Genomic DNA, 17328 nt, shown 5'->3' with positions numbered 1-17328 from the left:
ACGGCCGCTATGTCTTTCCTGGGTTGCTTGTCCGGATCTGCTGGAGTATCTGGATGCGCCCGGCGTCGGGCGGTCTCAGACGTCGACTCACTCCGGTAACGTCCAGTGGTGCCCTCGGGTGACGGGGCAGGCGACAATAAGGGGCAAAATGGCGATAAAGCCCTCCTCCTCGAAGCGGATGACCGAGAATTCAACGCTGGGTCATTCGCCGTACGAAGCGGTGGACGAGGCTGTCGCAGGGGTGGCGCCGGAAGGGGAACGTCGGATGTCTCACCTGAACGGGCATCGTGGCGAGACTGGCACGAGCGAGACCGGCCTGAGTCAGACCGACGTGAGCCACACCGGCGGGTCGGTCTCGGTCACCGAACGCCCTGAACCGCCGACTCCGGGCGCGCCATCCGGTCTGCGGCAACGGATCCGGATGACACTCGCGCTGATCCGGTCCAACCCGACCGGCCGGATCGCGCTGAAGGTCGCGGTCGGTCTGCTCGGCGGGTTGATCATCGTGATCGGGCTGATGCTCATCCCGCTGCCCGGCCCCGGCTGGCTGATCGTCATCGCCGGCCTGGCGGTGCTCGGCGTCGAGTTCCACTGGGCCAAGCGGCTACTCGCCTTCACCCGCCGCAACGTCCAGGGCTGGACCCGGTGGGTGACCAGGCAGAGCTGGCCGGTCAGGCTGGCCATCGGTGCGGTCGGTCTGCTCTTCGTCGGTGCCGTTCTGGCGATCTCGCTCAAGGTCGGACTCGGCATCGACGTCATCGCCAGCTTCCTGCGCTATCTCGCCACGACCTGATCGCCTGGCCCTGGCGTGCGCCGGAGCGGGGCGATCAGGTACAGTCGTGCGCGCTGAGGGCGATTAGCTCAGCGGGAGAGCGCTTCGTTCACACCGAAGAGGTCACTGGTTCGATCCCAGTATCGCCCACCCCGAAACGCGTACCCGAACGCGGCCTGTGCAGGCGGTGAATCAGCTGGTCAGGCCGCGTTTTTGGGTGTTTCGCATCGGCTCTGTTCGTACGTGCCGTCGGGGCGGTGCGCTGACTGGGCCGGCGGAGTTTTCGTCGGGCTGTTGGGCAGGCCCCACCTGGCAACGCGACGGGAAGCGTCAGCAGACGGCCGGCCCCGGCGGAGGACTCGGTTGGGCAACTACCTGATCAATCGGTGGGCGCATCCACGGTAAGGCCGGCCGCCGAGGCCGCGTCTGCCAATCGCTTGTCGTAGGTGACGAACGACGTGAGTTGGCCTCGATCGCGAAGGCGCAGCCCGGTGGCCAGGTGGATGGCGTCGAGACTACGCACCGCGGGTGGGCTGACGGTCTGCGCGCGGATGCGGACGCTGGGGTCGATCTCGATGCGGACGATGAGGTCGAGTAGCGCGTGGAATTCGTTTACCACCGTGGGCATGTCGACAGATGCGGTGGCCCGGGCCAGTGCTCGGTACGTCTCGACCTCCACAAGAGCGGAGCTGACCCACTCGACCTCGGTGCGCCGGTCAAGGAAATCCCGCAGTGCGGCGGAGTCGACCTCGGGGTGGACGAGTTTGACCATGGCTGCGGAGTCCAGATAGATCAACGCTCATGCCCCTTCGCGCTCACGCGCGATGTCGTCAGCGAGATTGACCCCATCCGGCGCGGACATAGGCCGGCGCAGGAACGCGCGCTTCATCTCGACAAGACGTTCACGGCGCATCGCCGCCTCCAACACCGCCTGGCGGATCGCTTCAGACCGGTTGGCGCCATCTCGGGTCAGCACATCCAGGGCATGTTCAGTGTCCGGGTCAGTCCGGATCGTGACCGTGTCAGCCATACGATCAGTGTAAGACGCGATGTAAGACGCGTGCAAGCGGGCGGGTGGCCCGCCGATCGACCCAAGACCGAACTGACGTGGACGGGGCGGCGGCGGCCACCCGCCGTGCAGCACCACGAACGTCGGATCACCGCTGTTCGCGCCGCGCTCCCCCTTCCTTCCATGGTGATCATCAACCTCCGCCGGCCTCGGCAAGTCGGGCGTCAGCGGCCGAAGTCGCCGATCCCGGTAGTCACAGCAGCAGGTGTCAAGCCATGCGACGGCGGTCCGCCGCGACTGGCACATCTGGCCCCTGAACTGGGAAAACGCAGTTCTTATTCCGCCACGTATGGTCCACCGAAACGCGTACCCAAGCGCGGCCTGCCACGGCGGTAAATCCGCTGGTCAGGCCGCGCTTTTTGGGTGGTTCGCACCGGGTGCTGCGCACGCCGCCGAGGGCTTCGGGAGCCGTTGCGGGGCAGGCCGGGATCTGGTCACCACTGGTGTCAGCGTATGAGCCGGCAGTTTTCAGGGAGCCGACGAGCAGTGACCTCGATGTTCACCGGCCTGACGTGCGCTGTCCGGTTCGGTCAGGTTGTGTCTGGTCTGCGGCGGCGTCCGTGTAAGCCGGCCGTTGCCATCTGGACTTCCCCCCGGCCTGACCGGTCCTGACAGCGGGGGCCAAGGGCCGGCCGGCGGGCGGGTTCGATGGCACTACGGCTGTGACGTTCAGCGCGTCCGAGATCATCGTGCGTCTTCCAGCCGGACTCGCGCGAGGTCCAGGCGATGGTCGGTACTACCGGAGCTGGTTGGGGGCGGGCCTACGCCTCGCGGCACCGGCTGGCGGGTGCCGAAGCCGACCTTCGGACGGCGGTTTCGGCGTACCGGGAGGCGGCCCACGATGAGGTGTCCCCGGCGCTGGACCGCCTGAGCAGCGCGCAGGGATGGCTCGCCCTCGCCGCTGGCGCGGGTGACTGGCCGGGCGCGCTCGACGCCGTGGCCACCGCGGTGGACCTGCTACCCAGGTCCGTGTGGCGCGGCCTGGACCGGACCGGCCGTGAGCGAACCCTGCGCGCTGACGCCGCGACGCTCGGCGCCGACGCGATCGCTGTCGCGCTGCGTGCCGGGCGGCCCGAGCTTGCCGTCGACCTGGCCGAGCGCGGGCGCGCCGTACAGTGGTCGCAATTACTTGACGTACGAAGTGACCTGGCACGCCTGCACGCGGTCGCGCCGCATCTCGCGGATCGCCTGACCGATGTGGCCGCGCTTCTGTCCATCAATGAAAGGCCCACCTGGTCTGGGGCGCCGTAGGTATCACGGGCATTTGTCCACTGCGGCGATAGTTATCGCGGAGGTGAGGTCAACGGTCACCTCGCCGGAGCCGGTCTTGAGCACGAGCAAGCCGCCGGGGTTGAGCCGGATCGGCGTTCCACAGACCACGCCCGCGTCGGTGAGTACTCCAAGCGCCGGTTTGGCCCGCTCTGGGCCGTACCAGGTCGTCCCCACGGCGGCGACGAGCAGCAGGGTACAGCCCAGCGTCGCGGCGATGCCCCGGCGCAGCGCGGTGGCGCTGGCCAGTGCCTCGACGTGGTCGGCAGCCCGGCTGGAGGAGAGTTCCCTTACGGAGGTGATCGCCGGCCGGCCATGCGCGGCGCGGATCAGCAGGAGCGCGCCGGTCGTACCCGACAGCAGCGCGGTCAGCAGCAGCACGCCCACCGCGGCGGCCCAGCCGGTGGCCAGCTGGCCGATGTCGCCGCGTCCCTTGATCAGGCCGAACCCGACCAGCGCGACCAGCAGCGCCCCGAGGCCGTTTCGCCAGGCCGCGGCGGCCTGCTGTACGCGGGGAAGCTCGGTGCGGAGCAGCCGGTCGCGGTCCTGCGCGATCCGCAGGTCATCCGCCGTGGCGGGGCGCGGGCCAGGCGAGAGCGAGTATGACGGCTGGGTCACGATGGTCGCTTCGTGATCGTGAGGGTCCAGTAGGCGCCGCAGCCGTACTGGTCGTCGGGCCGGTCGGGGTGGGCGTCCACGCAGGTGCACATCATTGGCTCGACGTACTCGTCGCGCGGGCCGGGACGGTACGCGGGCGGATTCGGATTGATGAGCAGCCGAGAGGACCGGAAGATCTCGTGTACGAGGGGGATATCGATCACCGCGTGGCAACGGGGGCACGGTCCTCGGAGGACCAGCGTGCCCAGGCTCACCTCGGTGACGGTGAAACTCTGTGCCGCTGCCTGGGCGTACCCGGGGTCGGTCATCTCCCGGTACGGGATTGGCTCAGCCGTGCCGCTCAACGAACACCCCTCAGTGGACTCGGTCAGGCACCCGTGTGAGTAAAAGGCGTCCAGGCGCTCGCCGGCAAGCGGCGCACGTCGCGCAGTCGCCGGATCGCCCGGTGCAGTGCACGGGCCGCCCCGGCCGGCTCGAAGCGGCCGGTGGCGGTCAGGTCCGTGTACACCATCTCGGCGACATCCGCCGCCGTGTCGTCGTGTACCGACCACATCGTCCCGATCACCCGGCGGTACCCGGTGTAGTGCAGAGCCGCCGCCAGCGTGATCGCCTCATCTGGCAGGGTGGTCCCGCCGACGGCGGTCTTGCAGGCCGAGAGGAACGCGAACTCGCCATCGTGCTGCCGGGCGCTGATGTCGGGGATGGTCAGGACGCGATCGTGGAGCAGTAGCCCGCCGCGCGACGGGTCGGCCAAGTCCTGCCCGCCGTGGCAGCTGAAGTGGGCCCAGCGGTGGCGGGGAAGCTCGTCCAACACTGCCGTGGTGGTGGCGGAGGTATCTTCCAGCAAGGTGTGCCGATCACGCAGCAGCGAGGTCAGAAGCTTTCGCTCGCGGACCACGTTCTCGAGCGGAAGCTGGCCGGGAGTCTGCGGCATCGACACGACCAGAAGCCGATCATCCGCCGACGGCTGGGCCAGCGGCTGGCGTGCCTCCAGCAACGCACGCAGCGTCGGTGCGTACGACGACACCACGCGGTCCAGCACGTTGTCGCCGGCCCTACCGGCGGTGTCGTGATAGCCGGCGGCGTGCAGCGGTAGCAGCGTCAACGGGCCGGTGGGGCACCACCAGAGCCGCGGCCACGGCTGCTCGTCGTCGGGTGGGGAGGTGAAGCCCGTCGCGGCCAGTACCGGCGCGGCGACCTCGTCCCACAGCCACGTCAGCAGCGTGGCCAGCATGCCGTCCCGCTGGGCGACCGCGGTTGCCAGCGCCTTCTTCGCGTCGGTGTACCGCTTGACCGCCGAGAGCCCCGGCTGCTCGTCCACTCCACGACGCGCGGCATGCGCCGCTGCGGTCGCCTGGTCCACCTGTTGCAGTAGCCGCAGGTAGTTGTTGGTCTTCTCGAAGGTGGCCGCCGATGTCAGGCCGGGCAGCGGGACCACATCGACGCCGTCGGCGCGGACGAGCAGCGCGTCGCAGCGCCATCGGCTCACGTTGACGATCGCGACCGGTCCCTCTGCCGCCGCGGGCAGCAGGTTCTCCAGCCGGGGAGGTCGTAGGAAGTCCTCGAGGCCCTCAAGCTCCCGGACCTGTGCCACCAGCTCGTCCCACTCGCGGGCGAGGGCCATCCGTCGGTCGACCACCCGGGAAATGTCCGGGTCCGTTTCTGTCATCCGGGCGCTTCGTCCTCACCAGGTCTCGTGCCGCGATTAGCCGTAAATCTTACCCTCGGAAGGTCGATGGTGACTTCGGCGCCGAGAGCGTCGAGTGCCGTCCGTACGGCGTCGAGCCGTGCGGCGAGGCCGGGCGCCCTCGCCGCCAGGGTTGCCAGATCGGACCGAGTGTCCAGCAACTGTGTCCACAGGATGCCGCGCCCCCGGTCGATGAGACCGACGGCGTCGTGTGGGCGGCCTGCGGTGAGCGCCCAGGCCCCGGCGGCCGGTGCCAAGCCCGCCCGGTCGCCAAGGTGCTTCTCCTGGCTGCCGCGGCCGAGACCGCGCCAGGCAAGGTCGGGGAGCGCAGCCAGCGCGGTCGCGTACCCGTCCGCCGCCGACTCTGGCAGACCACGTTCGGCGGCGAGGTCGCCCCAGGCCAGTGCGGCGAGAAGCCGGTCGCCAGCGGCCGCCTCCGGTCGGGTCGCCGCCCGCCGGAAGAACTCCAACGATTCCGCCCCGTCCTCGACACGCGCGGCGTGCGCGAACCGTTGGCGCAGGCTCGCGGCGAGGTGGCGCTCCCGCCGCGACAGTGCCGGGTGCCCCATCGGCGTCGCGGCCACCGCCCGCCGGCCAACGGTCACCGCCTCCTCGATGTCCGCGGTGGCAGCCGTGTACTCGAACCGGGTAGCGAGTGCGGCGCAGTAGTTCGACAGGTACCTGGGAAGGCTCGCGTGATCGTCAGGAGTGGCCGCCACCGCCGCCCGATCGGCCGCAATCGATTCATCCAGGTAGGGTCGGTGGCCGCTGTCGCGGAACCTCGCCATCAGAGCGGACCCGAGCCCGGACAGGACGACCGGACGCATGGCGTGGTCATCGGGTAGTTGACGCAGGGCCTCCCGCATCGCGGTCACCGCCTCATGGGTGCCCACGCCATCGACGCCGTTCCGCCAGGCGGTCAGGAGAGCCTGCCCCAGCGTGAGCAGACCCGACGCGTCCGCGTCGACGGGCTGCTTGGTCGCTTCGCGGGCGGCCCTCACCGCCTCGGTCAGGTCGGCCCGCTCGCCCCGCCAGTCATATCTGGCCAGCAAAGCCGATCCGAGGTCGTTGAGTATCCGTGCCCGGTACGGATGGTCGGCTGGCACCGTCCGGACGCCCTCGCGCATCGCGGCGATCGCCGCGTCCAGGTCGGCCACCTGTCCGGACCGCCGGAACTGGTCCAGCCGGATCCAGCTCGCGGAGGCGAGCCAGAAGGGCCGGTTGGGGTCCCCCGCCGGGGTGCCGAGCAGCGCTCGTTCGATGGCCTCGGCGGCGGTGCCTATCTCGACCAGGTCGTCGGTGGACTGAAACCGCATCCAGAGCGCCGCGGCCAGGTTCGCTTCGAGAACCGCCCGCCCGGGGTGCTTTGCGTCGAGCCACGAGAGGGCCTCGCGGCAGAGCGTGATGCATTCGTCGGCGTCCGCGTCGCGGCCAAAGCGCCGCAGTCGCGCCCACAGCGAGCCGGCCAAGTTGGACAAACACACGTGCCGCAGCTCGCTGCCGGCCGGAGCCTCGGCCACCGCTGTCCGGCCGGCCGCGATCGCGTCGGCCAGGTCGGCCAGGTCGCCGTCACGGTCGTAGCGGAGTTGGAGGACCGCGCCGAGCCCGGACAGGATCAGCGGCATGTGCTCCTGGTCGGCGGCCTCCCCGGCCGCCGCGCGAGACAGCGTGATCGCGTCGTCCAGGTCGGTACGCCGACCCAGCCGGAAAAACCGGAGCCGAAGGGCGTTGGACAGATTCGACCGGAGCACCGCCGTCACCGCCTCGCCGGACGGCGCGAGGCGCAGCGCGGAGTTGATGGCCTCCATCGCCTCGTCCAGGTCAGCCGGCTCCCCAGCCCGTTCGTACCGGCCGACGAGTGCGTTGCCGAGATCGTTCAGGACAGCGAACCGTCGGGCGTCATCGCCGGCCAGGTGCGGTAACCCACCACGGAGCAGCGCGATGAGCAGGTCGAGCGTCTCCGCGTCACCGGTCTTCGCGTACGCGTCCTGCGCTGCGCCCACGCGTTCCGGCCAGGAGAGCCCGACGGCGTCCGCGAGTGTCACGCCGTTGTCAAAGTGTTCACGCAGCTGCGCCGGCAGGAACTCGGGAAACCGTGGGTGCAGCGTGGCGAAGACACTCAACGCGATCTGTCGGTCGATCTCGCCTTCCCCATCGGGCAACTGGTGGAACCGGACCCAGTGCAACCAGCCCGCGATCTGGTACGCGTCGCCGTCAACAACGGTGAAGCTCTCTGGGCCCGTCGCCTCGACCGCCAGCTCCAGCAGCGCCGACGCGTCGGCGACGGCCGCCGGCTCCACCACGAGCTCTGGATCGCCGCTCTCCACCAACGTGTCGATCCGCCGCTGTACCCGATCGACCAACGCGTCCCGATCACCACCGCGCCACATGAGTGCCATCCTTCACAAGAGGCTGAAGCTCCAGCGCCTCCCCCTCCTCCGGTCCGCCGCCGAGTCGCTGGCGGACGGACTCGACCCGGTCGGCGAGGGTGGGGGCCACGACCGCCAGCTGGTCCAGGCCGCCACGCAGCTCAAGCTGCTGCGTCCAGAGCACACCTCGCCCGCGTTCCAGGCAGGACACCGCCGCGGCGGGATCGGCGATGTCGAGCATCGCCGCAGCCGCGTCGCTGGCGACACCCCGCACCGAGGCCAACGCGTGCTCTCGCGTTCTCCGGGTGGTGCCCTGCCACGACGCCTGCGGTATCAGGTCCAGGGCGAGCGTGAGCGCAGCGGCCGAGCCGGTTGCGTCGCCGACCTCACGCGCCAGCTGCCCCCACCCCATGGCCGCGTCGACGCGGACGATGGCGGGGGCCGTCGCGGTCTCGGCCGACGCACGCAGATGGTCGAGCGCGGCTCGGGCGTCGGCGGTGTCCCCGTCGCGGCGGAACCGGTCGGTGAGCAGGGTACCCGCGACGCCCTGGCGGTGCCGTTCCACGCCGTTCAGCAGCGGAGCAGCCCGAGTCGCCAGCTCGATGGCCTCGTCCAGTGGCGCGGCCTCCCCGCCCGACCGGTACGTCTCGGCGAGAGCGACCGCGAGATTGACCATCTGACCGGGAACCCGTTCCGCGGCGATCGATCCGTCGGTCATGGCCTTCAGCCCTGCGCGCGCGAGTCGTACCGCCTCGACGAGATCTTCGGGTCGACGCGTCCTGCGGAACCGGTCGAGCCGCAGCAGGCCCAGATTGGCTGCGGCGATCGCCGCGTAACGCGGGGCGGCGGGCGCCGCCCGCATCGCCACACCGACCGCGTCGATCGCATCGTCGATGTCTTGCAACCTGCCGGTCTTCAGGTAGCGCATCGACAGCGCTCGCCCCAGGGTCGACGCGACCGACGAGCGTACCTCTGCGTCGAGGCCGGCGAGGGCCAGTACCCGCCTACTCAGCGCGATCGCCTGATCCAGGTCCTGCGGCTCGGACAGCCGCTCATACCGGATCACGAGAGCGTTCGCGAGATTCGTCAGGGCGACCGGGGTGGGGGAGATGGCCCACGCGGCGACGTCACGCAAGCTCGTGATCGCCTCATCGAGGTGCGCGAGCAACCCGGTACGTTCGTACCTGTTGAGCTGGGTGGCCCCCAGGGTGCTGAGCACGCTTCGTCGGTCATCCCCGGTCCCGCCGGTGGCTGCGGCGTCGAAAGCCCGGCGCGCCTCGGCGACGGCGGCCTCCGCCTCCTCGATGCCGCCGGTGAGTTCCGCGCGCCGGCGTAGCGTCGCCACGAGGTCCATCCAAATGGATATCCGATCCGATCCGGTCAGCGAATCGGCGACGTGTCGCAGCGCCGCCACAGCGCGGTCGAGGTCCGTGACATCGACCGCGGTCTCCAGCAGTTGGCGGGCCGCCCACTGCACTTGGCCGGCTGCGGCAGGATCGCCGACAAGCCGCAGCGAGGCTCCGATCGCCTCGGCCAAGCGGCCGGCGTCGCCGGCGACCTCGGCGTACGTCCGCGTCGCGAGCGCGTAGTTGCGCGCGTGCACAAGCGCCCGTCCGACCAGCCCTTCCTGGGCGACGTGCGGGGACGCCTCGCGGTACCGGGACACCGCACAATCAAGATCAACGAGGTCTCCGCTGAGCTCGTAGCGCTCGCGGTAAGCGTGAGCGACCTGTTCGAGTCGATCTGCGTGACGGTCGCCGACCGTGACGGTCGCCTGGATGCAAGCATCGCCGGCCTCCACCGCCGCATCGAGGTCATCGCGCGAGCCAGTCACGCGGTAACGGACCCGCAAGGCGTGGCAAAGGTTGACCAGGCACGCGCCGACCAGGTCCGGCTCCGGAGCCGCGGCCGCCCGCCTGTAGAAATCGATCGCGTCGTCCAAATCAGACTGTACACCGTCGCGCTCCCACCGCCGATCGACCGCGACACCGAGGTCAAGCAACCTTCCGGCCATCCCAGGATCACCGTCGGTCGTGTGGCGAACGGCGAGGCCGAACCACCGTACGCTCTCGTCAAGCGTGGTCTGATCGGCGAGCGCGGCCTCACCACGCCGCGAGTAGTCCTCCGGGGCGGATGGTTCATGTCGACTCAACTCCGGCCTCCGAGTGCTTGTACCCGTCAGGATAGGCCAGCAGGCGAGCCGCCATGCCGAGCTTGGTTGCCGCCCGCGCAAGGCTCTCAGGCTGGTTGTCAGGTAGCCGAAGGCCGCCGCGGTGAAGAACATGACGATGCCGTAGGCGGCGGCCGGGATCGCGATCCGGGTGCTGTCGAGCAGCGCCGGGCTGATCGCGATGGGTGATGGCGAGTGTGCTGTTGTGGATGCCGATCCCCATGCCCGTCGCGATGGACTCGGGCATGCTTATCCCGGCCAGCCGCGGTACGCCGTAACCGATGGTCAGGCTGATGGAGTTAAAGACCAGGACGATGGCGCCGACGGCGAGGAGTAGTCCGCGAGCGGTTGTCGCTGCCAGGTTCGCTTGGCGTGCATCTCTCGCCGAGCGCCCACATGACGTCGAGCTGCTCCCAAAAGTGGTCGTTGACCCGGCAGCGCCAGAATGGACCGTCCGGGATCACATGGACATTCTTCCAGCCGCCAGCGACCCCCACCGGGGTCGCGTCCACGCCGATCACCTGCTGCGCAGGTAGCAGCATCCGGTTCCGGTCAGCGAACGGGCCGCCGTCGGCCAAGTTCTTGGAGAGATGCGCAGGTTGGTGGTCAAACGACGCGTCGGCGTACGGCTGTGACTGGCACGTCTGGCCCGTGAACTGGGAAAACGCGGTTCTTGTTCTGCCACGTATGGTTCACCCCGAAACGCGTACCCGAACGCGGCCTGTGCAGGCGGTGAATCCGCTGGTCAGGCCGCGTTCTTGGTCCTGGAGAACATCCGCTGTTTGGTCCAGAGATCTACTGTAGATATAGGTCCGATGGCGGCGTTCGCCGCGGTCGGTCTGGTCGGCGACCTCATCGGGCTGGCATCGGGCTGGCACTGCCGTAACGGTCCCGCCAAACCAGCCTCAACCTGCGCGACGCGGCTTCACATGCGCCGATCCGCTGATGTCTCTGCCGATCGGGAGGGTTGTCCTGCTCCGAGTCACCTTGCCGGCTGTCCGGCGCTGCGTCGGTGCCGGTAGCCGAGGACGGCGAGCGGGCCGAAGACGACGGTGAGGCCGACTGCCCAGGCGACGGTGCCGAGAAGCGGCCTGGCTAGTTCTCCGCCGTGGGCGAGAACTCGCATGGCATCGACGAGCAGCGAGAGCGGGTTGGCGGCGGCGATGGGTTGGGCCCAGCTGGGCAGGTCGGCAAGGGGAACCATGCCGGTGGACAGGAAGGACGCGACGAGGAAGGCTGCGTTGAGACCGGCGGTGACGGACTCGGCGCTGCGAGCCCGCACGGCGGCGGCGAGCACCAGCCACACGATGCCGACGGCGAAGACGAGCGGCAGCAGGAAGAACCCGGCGATGGAGGCGGGATCGGTGGTGAACCGGAAGCCGACGACGGTGCCGACGGCGACGACCAGCACCAGGGTGATGAGGTTGCGGACGGCATCGGCGGCGATCCGACCGATCAGGGGCGCGGATGCCGAGATCGGCATGGTCCGCAGCCGGGCGTCGAAGCCGGCCTGTAGATCGTTGAGCATGGCCGCTGCGGTACCGAGAGTGGAGAACAGGACGCCCATGACGGCGAACAGGGGAAGGCTGAAGTCAACGTAGGCACTGTAGCTCTGTCCGGGCAGGACGATCGTCGCGAAGCTGGCGGTGAGCAACAGCAGCAGGATGACCGGGAACACGATAGCGATGAACAGCACTGCGGGGTAGCGCAGCGTGACCCGCAGTGTCCGACCGGTCATCACCAGACTGTCGTGCAGCATCGAGGCCCGTGTGGCGGGCAGTGGGGGCACGGTCATGCGGACCTTCCTACGGCTCGGGTGGCCATCGTGAGACCGACAACTAGCAGGCCGCCGAGCCAGGCTGCGGCGATCAGCACTGGTAAGGCCGTGCCGGCACCGGTGTCGGCCAGGGCTCGGGCGGCGTCGACGATCCGGCTGACCGGCTGGTGCTCGACCACGGGTCGCAGCCAGGCAGGGAAGGCCGACGCCGGGGCGAAGGCGGTGGACAGCAGCAGAAACGGGAAGTAGATCAGGTTGACGGCGGCCTGGACGGCCTCGACCCGGCGCAGAGACAGCCCCAGCGCGATGAAGCACGTGCACAGTACGGCGGCGAAGCAGAGGAAGAACAACACGAACCCGACCGTGGCCGCGGGTCCGCCGCGGAACCGGAAACCCAGCGCCAGGGCCAACGGCACCAGCACCCCGATCGACAACGCGGCCCGGGCCACTTCGGCTCCGAGCAGCCCCAGCACCGGGGCTGCCCGGCCGACCGGCATCGCCCGCAACCGACGCAGCGCGCCGCCGGTGACATCCTCGGCGGCGAGGATAGCGCTGGACATGGCGGTGAAGAAGCTGGCCTGGGTGATGACCGCAGGCAGCAGGTAGAAGACGTAGTCGATGCCGGCCCGCTGCATGACGCGGCCGAAGACGGTGAAGAACAGCAGCGCGAACACCAACGGGAGGACCACGGCACCGAGCACCGAGGCCGGTCGGCGTGACATCAGCCGCAGGTGCCGCCCCGCGAGGATGGCCGAGTCGAGACTCACCGCGCCCAGACTCACCGCGCCACCTCCGCCACGCCGGCGGTCCGGGCCTGGGCAGGGTGGCCGGTCAGGCGCAGGAAGACGTCGTCGAGAGTCGGTCGGCGCATGCCGATGTCTTCGACCTCCACGCCGGACAGTTTCCCGTCGCGGGCGGCGTCGAGCCGGCGCACGACGGCGACAAGAGTGTCCGGGCCGGCGGCGGGCAGGCTCACGCCGTCGGGCAGAATGCTCACCTCACCGAGGTCGGCCAGCTCTCGACCGACCCGTTCCCGATCGTCGGCGTTGGGGAGTGTGATGTGGCAGACCGAGCCGCCGGCGCGTTGCTTGAGCTCGGCGGCTGTGCCCTCGGCGACGACGTGACCGTGGTCGATGACCGCGATGCGGTCGGCCAACTCGTCCGCTTCGGCCAGGTACTGGGTAGTGAGCAGGATGGTGATGCCACGTTCGCGCAGCTCCCGGACGGTGTCCCACAGGCCGATCCGGCTGCGCGGGTCCAGCCCGGTGGTGGGCTCGTCGAGGAACAGTACGGTCGGCTCACGGGTCAGCGATGCCGCGAGGTCCAGGCGTCGGCGCATGCCTCCCGAGTAGGTGCCGACCCGCCGGCCGCCGGCGTCGGCCAGGTCGAAGCGCTCCAGCAACTCCCGCGCCCGCGCGCGGGCCCGGGCCCTGCCCAGTTTCATCAGCCGGCCGAACAGGACGAGGTTCTCCAGCCCGGTCAGGTTGTCATCGAGCGCGGCGAACTGTCCGGTCACTCCGATCACCTCCCGGACCCGGGCCGCCTCGTGGGTGACGTCGTGGCCGGCTACGGTGGCCTGGCCCGCGTCGGCGCTCAGCAGGGTGGTAAATACGTTGATGGCTGTCGTCTTGCCGGCACCGTTGGGTCCCAACAGTCCGAAGATCGACCCACGTTCGATACGGAGCGACAGGCCGTCCAACGCCCGGACCGTGCCGAACGATTTCACGAGCCCGTCGGCCTCGACCACGGTCATCGCCATGGAACCTCCCAGGATTGATTTGGCATACCTGATGTCAGCGGAGCTGGATCATGTCGTCGGCGGGCGGCGGCCATGCGGGTATGCCAGGAGCTGGGTACCGGCCGCCCGGCGCCGTACCGCCTGGCACTGACCTCAGATGTCGCCGGTCAACGCCCGAGCCGGGTTGATCGAGATCACGATGTCGACGTCCCTGTCGGCGGCGGCCGGTCGGACCTCTCGCCGTGCGGACTCTGCCCTCCCACACGATCAGTTGGGATTGGCGAGTTGCCAGCCGGTGGCGTCGATGCGTTCGTGCCAGTAGCGGGCGTAGGCGCCGTCGGCGGCGAGCAACTCGGCGTGAGTTCCGGACTCCCGGATGCTGCCGTGCTCGTCGAGCATGATGATCTGGTCGGCGGTCATGATCGTTTGTAGCCGGTGGGCGATCACGATGAGGGTCCGGTCGGCCCGGATGGCGTCGATGGCCTCACCGATCGCGATCTCGTTGCCGATGTCCAGCGCGGATGTCGCCTCGTCGAGCAGCACGATCGGGGCCTGTTTGAGCAGCGCCCGTGCGATCGAGATCCGTTGGCGTTCCCCACCGGAGAGGTTCGAGCCGCCCTCGCCGACGCGGGCGTCCCAGCCTCCGGGCAGCCGGGCCACGATCTCATCGACGCGGGCGCGGGTGGCCGCCGCGATGACGTCCTCGCGGCTGAGCTCCGGGTCGCCGATCCAGACGTTGTTCAGGATCGTGTCGTCGAAGAGGTAGACGTCCTGGAAGACCGGTGCGACCGCAGCCTGGACCGCTGCGGTGCCGAGCTCGGGCAGCGAGACGCCACCGATGCGGACCGCACCGGCCTCCGGGTCGTAGAAGCGGGCGATGAGCCGGGTGATCGTGGTCTTGCCCGAGCCGGACGGCCCGACGATCGCGGTCATCCGACCGGGCGGCGCGGTGAAGGTGACGCCGCGCAGCACCGGTGCGGCACCGTAGCCGAAGGTCACGTCGGCCAGTTCGACGCCCCAGTGCGCGGGCCGGCGAGGTGAGGCTGGTTCGGGCAGTGGAGTGACCCGGTGCAACTCGTCGAGTTGATTGAGCGTTGTGGACGCGACGGCGAGACCACCGCTGAGTGCGCCTGAGCTGGTTATCGGCTCAACGAAGCGGGCGGCGAGCACGAGCAGGGCGATGAGCGTCGCGACGTCCAGCGAGCCGCCGAGCGTGAGGTAGGCACCGAGCACGATGACGACGGTGAGCGCGAGCTGCACGAAGCCGCCGAAGGCAGCGATGCCCGTGCCGCCGGTGAACAGCAACCTTCGGTAGGCATGATGCTGCTCGCGTAGCGCCTCGGCGATCATGCGATTACTGATCGAGTCGGACCCGGCGGTGCGCAGAGCCGGCTGTACGCGCGCGAACTCGATGACCCGGTTCGATGCCTCGCTGACTGCCTCGACGTGCACGGCGTCCGCCCTCGACATGGCCCGTCGGATCGTCACGAAGGCGAACCACATGATCGGCACGCACGCCGTCATGGCCAACGCCAGCCGCCAGTCGAAGAAGTACATCCCGACCAGCACCGTCCCAGGGGTGATGAAGCCGCCGAGGATGCGCCGCAGGATCGAGTACGGCGTCGAGGAGACGAACATCGCCCCGTGCGTGGCCATGTGGCTGAGCTGCCCCGAGCGGTCGGCCGCGAACCAGCTGATCGGTAGCTCGACCACGCGGTCACCGAGGCGGGCGATCAGCGAGTCGAGCAGGTCCATCGCCGCGATCTGACTTTTGTAACTCGCGATATAGAAGATGATCGCGTAGACCATCGCGACACCGACGAGAACGACGAGCCACTGACCGACCGCGTCCATATCGCCTTGGAACAGAGCGCGCAGCAGCGGGACGAGCAGGACGAACACGACCCCTTGCAGGACCGTGGAGACTACGACGAGGACGAGTGAGCTGATCAGGCCGCGGCGGGCGGCCTGGTTCGCATATGTGAGAATCTGACGAATCATGCCTTGGCCCCTTGCGGCGTTGATCGGGCGTGGTTGGCCTGGTAGTCGCGCCACATCCGCGCGAAGCGCCCACCAGCGGCGACGAGTTCGCGGTGGGTGCCGCGTTCGACGATCCGACCCGCGTCGAGCACGAGAATCTGATCGACGCCGACGATGGTGTGCAGCCGGTGCGCGATGACCAGCACCGTCCGCTCGGCCGCAAGCGCACTGAGCGCCTTCTGGATCGCCGCCTCGGAGTCCGGATCGGCGAACGCGGTAGCCTCGTCGAGCACCAGGATCGGCGCATCCGCGAGCAGCGCCCGGGCGATCGTCACCCGCTGTGCCTCACCACCGGAGAGGTGGGCGTCCTCGCCGACCACCGAGTCGTAGCCTCGATCGAAACGCAGGATCCGGTCGTGGATCTGAGCGGCCCTCGCCGCGCGCTCGACCTCGTCGTCGCTCGCCTCGGGACGGGTCAGACGGATGTTGTCGCGCAGGCTCGCTCGCAATAGCGCTACGTCCTGGAAGACAAAGCCGACCTGACGGTACAACTGGTCTGCGGCGATCGAGCGCACATCCGCTCCGCCGATCGACACCTCACCGGAGCCGACGTCATAGAAGCGCGGCACGAGCCGGGCCAGCGTCGACTTGCCCGACCCGGACGTGCCAACCAGCGCGGTGACCGTACCCGGCCGGCACGAGGCGCTGATGTCGTGGAGCACGTCGTGCTCACCGTCGTAGCCGAAGGACACGGCCCGCACATCGAGCGCGCGACCGTCGGGGGTGACGGGCCGGTCGGCGTACCGGATCGGTGGCACCGAGAGGAACGCTGCCAGCGAACCCTGTGCCTTCACCGCACTACGCAGGAACTGTGCGGTCGCGCCGAGCGACATCATCGGGGCGGCGACGCCCGACCCGAGCAGCAGGGCAGGCAGGATGTCGACCGGTGCCGCCCATCCGGCGGAGACGATGCCCACCCCGACCGCGAGCAGGTAGACGATGACGACCGCGGGCGAGGTCAGGATCTCGACGAATGCCATCTGCGCGAGGGTGTCCTTCGTCCAGTCGCTGGCGAAGTCGACATACCGCTTCGCCTCGTCCCGGAAACGGCGATGCGACCGACCGACCTGGCCGAACCGCTTGACGACCGCGATCCCGTGCACGTACTCGACGGTCGCCCCGGCGAGGCGCTCGGTGGCCGCGTCGTACTGCTGGAACTTCTCGGTCCCGCCACCGATCATCACCACGTACAGGACCATCACGAGAATCAGCGGCAGGAGCGCGGCCAGCGCCATCACCCACTGCGTTGTGAACAGATAGACCAGGATCAGGACCGGTACGACGGTTGCCACGATCACGTCGTGGATGGCGTGGGCGATGAGCTGGTGGATGGCCGATACGTCACTTTCCACCAGCTTTCGCACCGTGCCGGAGCTGCGCGCATCGAACCAGCCCAGCGGGAGCCGCTGCAGGTGCGCGACGATGCGCTGACGCAGCGACAGTTGCAACTCCGCATCGGCGAGATGGCTGATCATCCCCGAGGCGAAGGCCCCACCGAACGCCATCACCAGCGCACCGACCGCGATCCACACGATCGCCCAGGCCCGCCCGGCATCGACCGGTTCGCCGGCCAGACCGGGAAGTAGGACGCGGGCCAGCTCAATGATCGCTACGAACGGGACGATACTGGCGACGGCGCCGAGCACGCTCAGGCTGATGATCGCCGCCAGGCTCCCTCTTACCGGGGCGAAGAAACCTTCACCAGACCTTCGTGACATGCCGCCGACCTCGACTCTCGCGATGCGAAACGATAGTCTGAACACCGTTCTAATCGAACGCGGGCATGCTAACAGTTAGGTGAGCCTAACCCCAACTGGCC

14 protein-coding genes, 1 tRNA gene and 1 pseudogene are annotated in these 17328 nt (G+C 69.1%); 3 read left to right on the top strand and 13 right to left on the bottom strand.

Going from position 1 to position 17328, the window contains the following annotated elements; translation table 11 throughout:
- Positions 1-421: 421 nt before the first annotated feature.
- Both ACN27F_RS06210 and ACN27F_RS06205 read left to right on the top strand, forming a co-directional pair.
- Positions 422-793: a TIGR02611 family protein gene (locus ACN27F_RS06210; protein WP_421431647.1), complete on the top strand. Its 372-nt coding sequence runs from the start codon at positions 422-424 to the stop codon at positions 791-793.
- Positions 794-850: 57 nt separating this feature from the next.
- Positions 851-922, top strand: a tRNA-Val gene (locus ACN27F_RS06205).
- A gap of 229 nt (positions 923-1151) precedes the next feature.
- Here ACN27F_RS06205 and ACN27F_RS06200 read toward each other — a convergent pair.
- Entirely contained in the window at positions 1152-1568 is a 417-nt protein-coding gene (locus ACN27F_RS06200) for a type II toxin-antitoxin system VapC family toxin (protein ID WP_421431646.1), read from the bottom strand.
- A 3-nt stretch (positions 1569-1571) separates the two neighbouring features.
- Positions 1572-1802: a hypothetical protein gene (locus ACN27F_RS06195; protein WP_421431645.1), complete on the bottom strand. Its 231-nt coding sequence runs from the start codon at positions 1800-1802 to the stop codon at positions 1572-1574.
- A gap of 765 nt (positions 1803-2567) precedes the next feature.
- Here ACN27F_RS06195 and ACN27F_RS06190 point away from each other — a divergent pair.
- A complete protein-coding gene (locus ACN27F_RS06190; RefSeq protein ID WP_421431644.1) occupies positions 2568-3092 on the top strand; it encodes a hypothetical protein in 525 nt (174 codons plus the stop codon).
- Positions 3093-3095: 3 nt separating this feature from the next.
- Here ACN27F_RS06190 and ACN27F_RS06185 read toward each other — a convergent pair whose 3' ends face one another.
- From ACN27F_RS06185 to ACN27F_RS06135, 11 genes and pseudogenes are all read right to left on the bottom strand, one after another.
- A complete protein-coding gene (locus ACN27F_RS06185; protein ID WP_421431643.1) occupies positions 3096-3728 on the bottom strand; it encodes a hypothetical protein in 633 nt (210 codons plus the stop codon).
- Complete coding sequence (locus ACN27F_RS06180) at positions 3725-4072, bottom strand: hypothetical protein (protein WP_421431642.1); 348 nt, start codon at positions 4070-4072, stop codon at positions 3725-3727. Before ACN27F_RS06180 ends, ACN27F_RS06185 begins: the two co-directional genes overlap by 4 nt.
- 23 nt (positions 4073-4095) lie before the next feature.
- Positions 4096-5397 (bottom strand): CHAT domain-containing protein, encoded by a 1302-nt coding sequence (locus tag ACN27F_RS06175; RefSeq protein WP_421431641.1) that lies wholly within the window; start codon positions 5395-5397, stop codon positions 4096-4098.
- Positions 5394-7805 (bottom strand): hypothetical protein, encoded by a 2412-nt coding sequence (locus ACN27F_RS06170; protein WP_421431640.1) that lies wholly within the window; start codon positions 7803-7805, stop codon positions 5394-5396. The genes ACN27F_RS06175 and ACN27F_RS06170 overlap by 4 nt, the downstream gene beginning before the upstream one ends.
- Positions 7789-9450: a hypothetical protein gene (locus ACN27F_RS06165; protein WP_421440610.1), complete on the bottom strand. Its 1662-nt coding sequence runs from the start codon at positions 9448-9450 to the stop codon at positions 7789-7791. The genes ACN27F_RS06170 and ACN27F_RS06165 overlap by 17 nt, the downstream gene beginning before the upstream one ends.
- Before the next feature lie 567 nt (positions 9451-10017).
- Positions 10018-10311, bottom strand: a pseudogene (locus ACN27F_RS06160) (bile acid:sodium symporter family protein); the annotation flags it as partial.
- A 625-nt stretch (positions 10312-10936) separates the two neighbouring features.
- On the bottom strand, positions 10937-11749 hold the full coding sequence (locus ACN27F_RS06155) for an ABC transporter permease (RefSeq protein WP_421431639.1): 813 nt from the start codon (positions 11747-11749) through the stop codon (positions 10937-10939).
- Positions 11746-12513, bottom strand: coding sequence for an ABC transporter permease (locus tag ACN27F_RS06150; RefSeq protein WP_421431638.1), 768 nt, complete (start codon positions 12511-12513; stop codon positions 11746-11748). Before ACN27F_RS06150 ends, ACN27F_RS06155 begins: the two co-directional genes overlap by 4 nt.
- Positions 12510-13490, bottom strand: coding sequence for an ATP-binding cassette domain-containing protein (locus ACN27F_RS06145; RefSeq protein WP_421431637.1), 981 nt, complete (start codon positions 13488-13490; stop codon positions 12510-12512). The genes ACN27F_RS06150 and ACN27F_RS06145 overlap by 4 nt, the downstream gene beginning before the upstream one ends.
- Before the next feature lie 246 nt (positions 13491-13736).
- Positions 13737-15470, bottom strand: a complete 1734-nt coding sequence (locus tag ACN27F_RS06140; RefSeq protein WP_421431636.1) for an ABC transporter ATP-binding protein — start codon at positions 15468-15470, stop codon at positions 13737-13739.
- Positions 15467-17227: an ABC transporter ATP-binding protein gene (locus tag ACN27F_RS06135; RefSeq protein WP_421431635.1), complete on the bottom strand. Its 1761-nt coding sequence runs from the start codon at positions 17225-17227 to the stop codon at positions 15467-15469. Before ACN27F_RS06135 ends, ACN27F_RS06140 begins: the two co-directional genes overlap by 4 nt.
- Between the last annotated feature and the right edge of the window lie 101 nt (positions 17228-17328).

The sequence above is a fragment of the Solwaraspora sp. WMMB335 genome, assembly GCF_049179075.1.
Classification (GTDB): Bacteria; Actinomycetota; Actinomycetes; order Mycobacteriales; family Micromonosporaceae; genus Micromonospora_E.
This window is presented reverse-complemented; position numbering and strand designations above follow the sequence as displayed.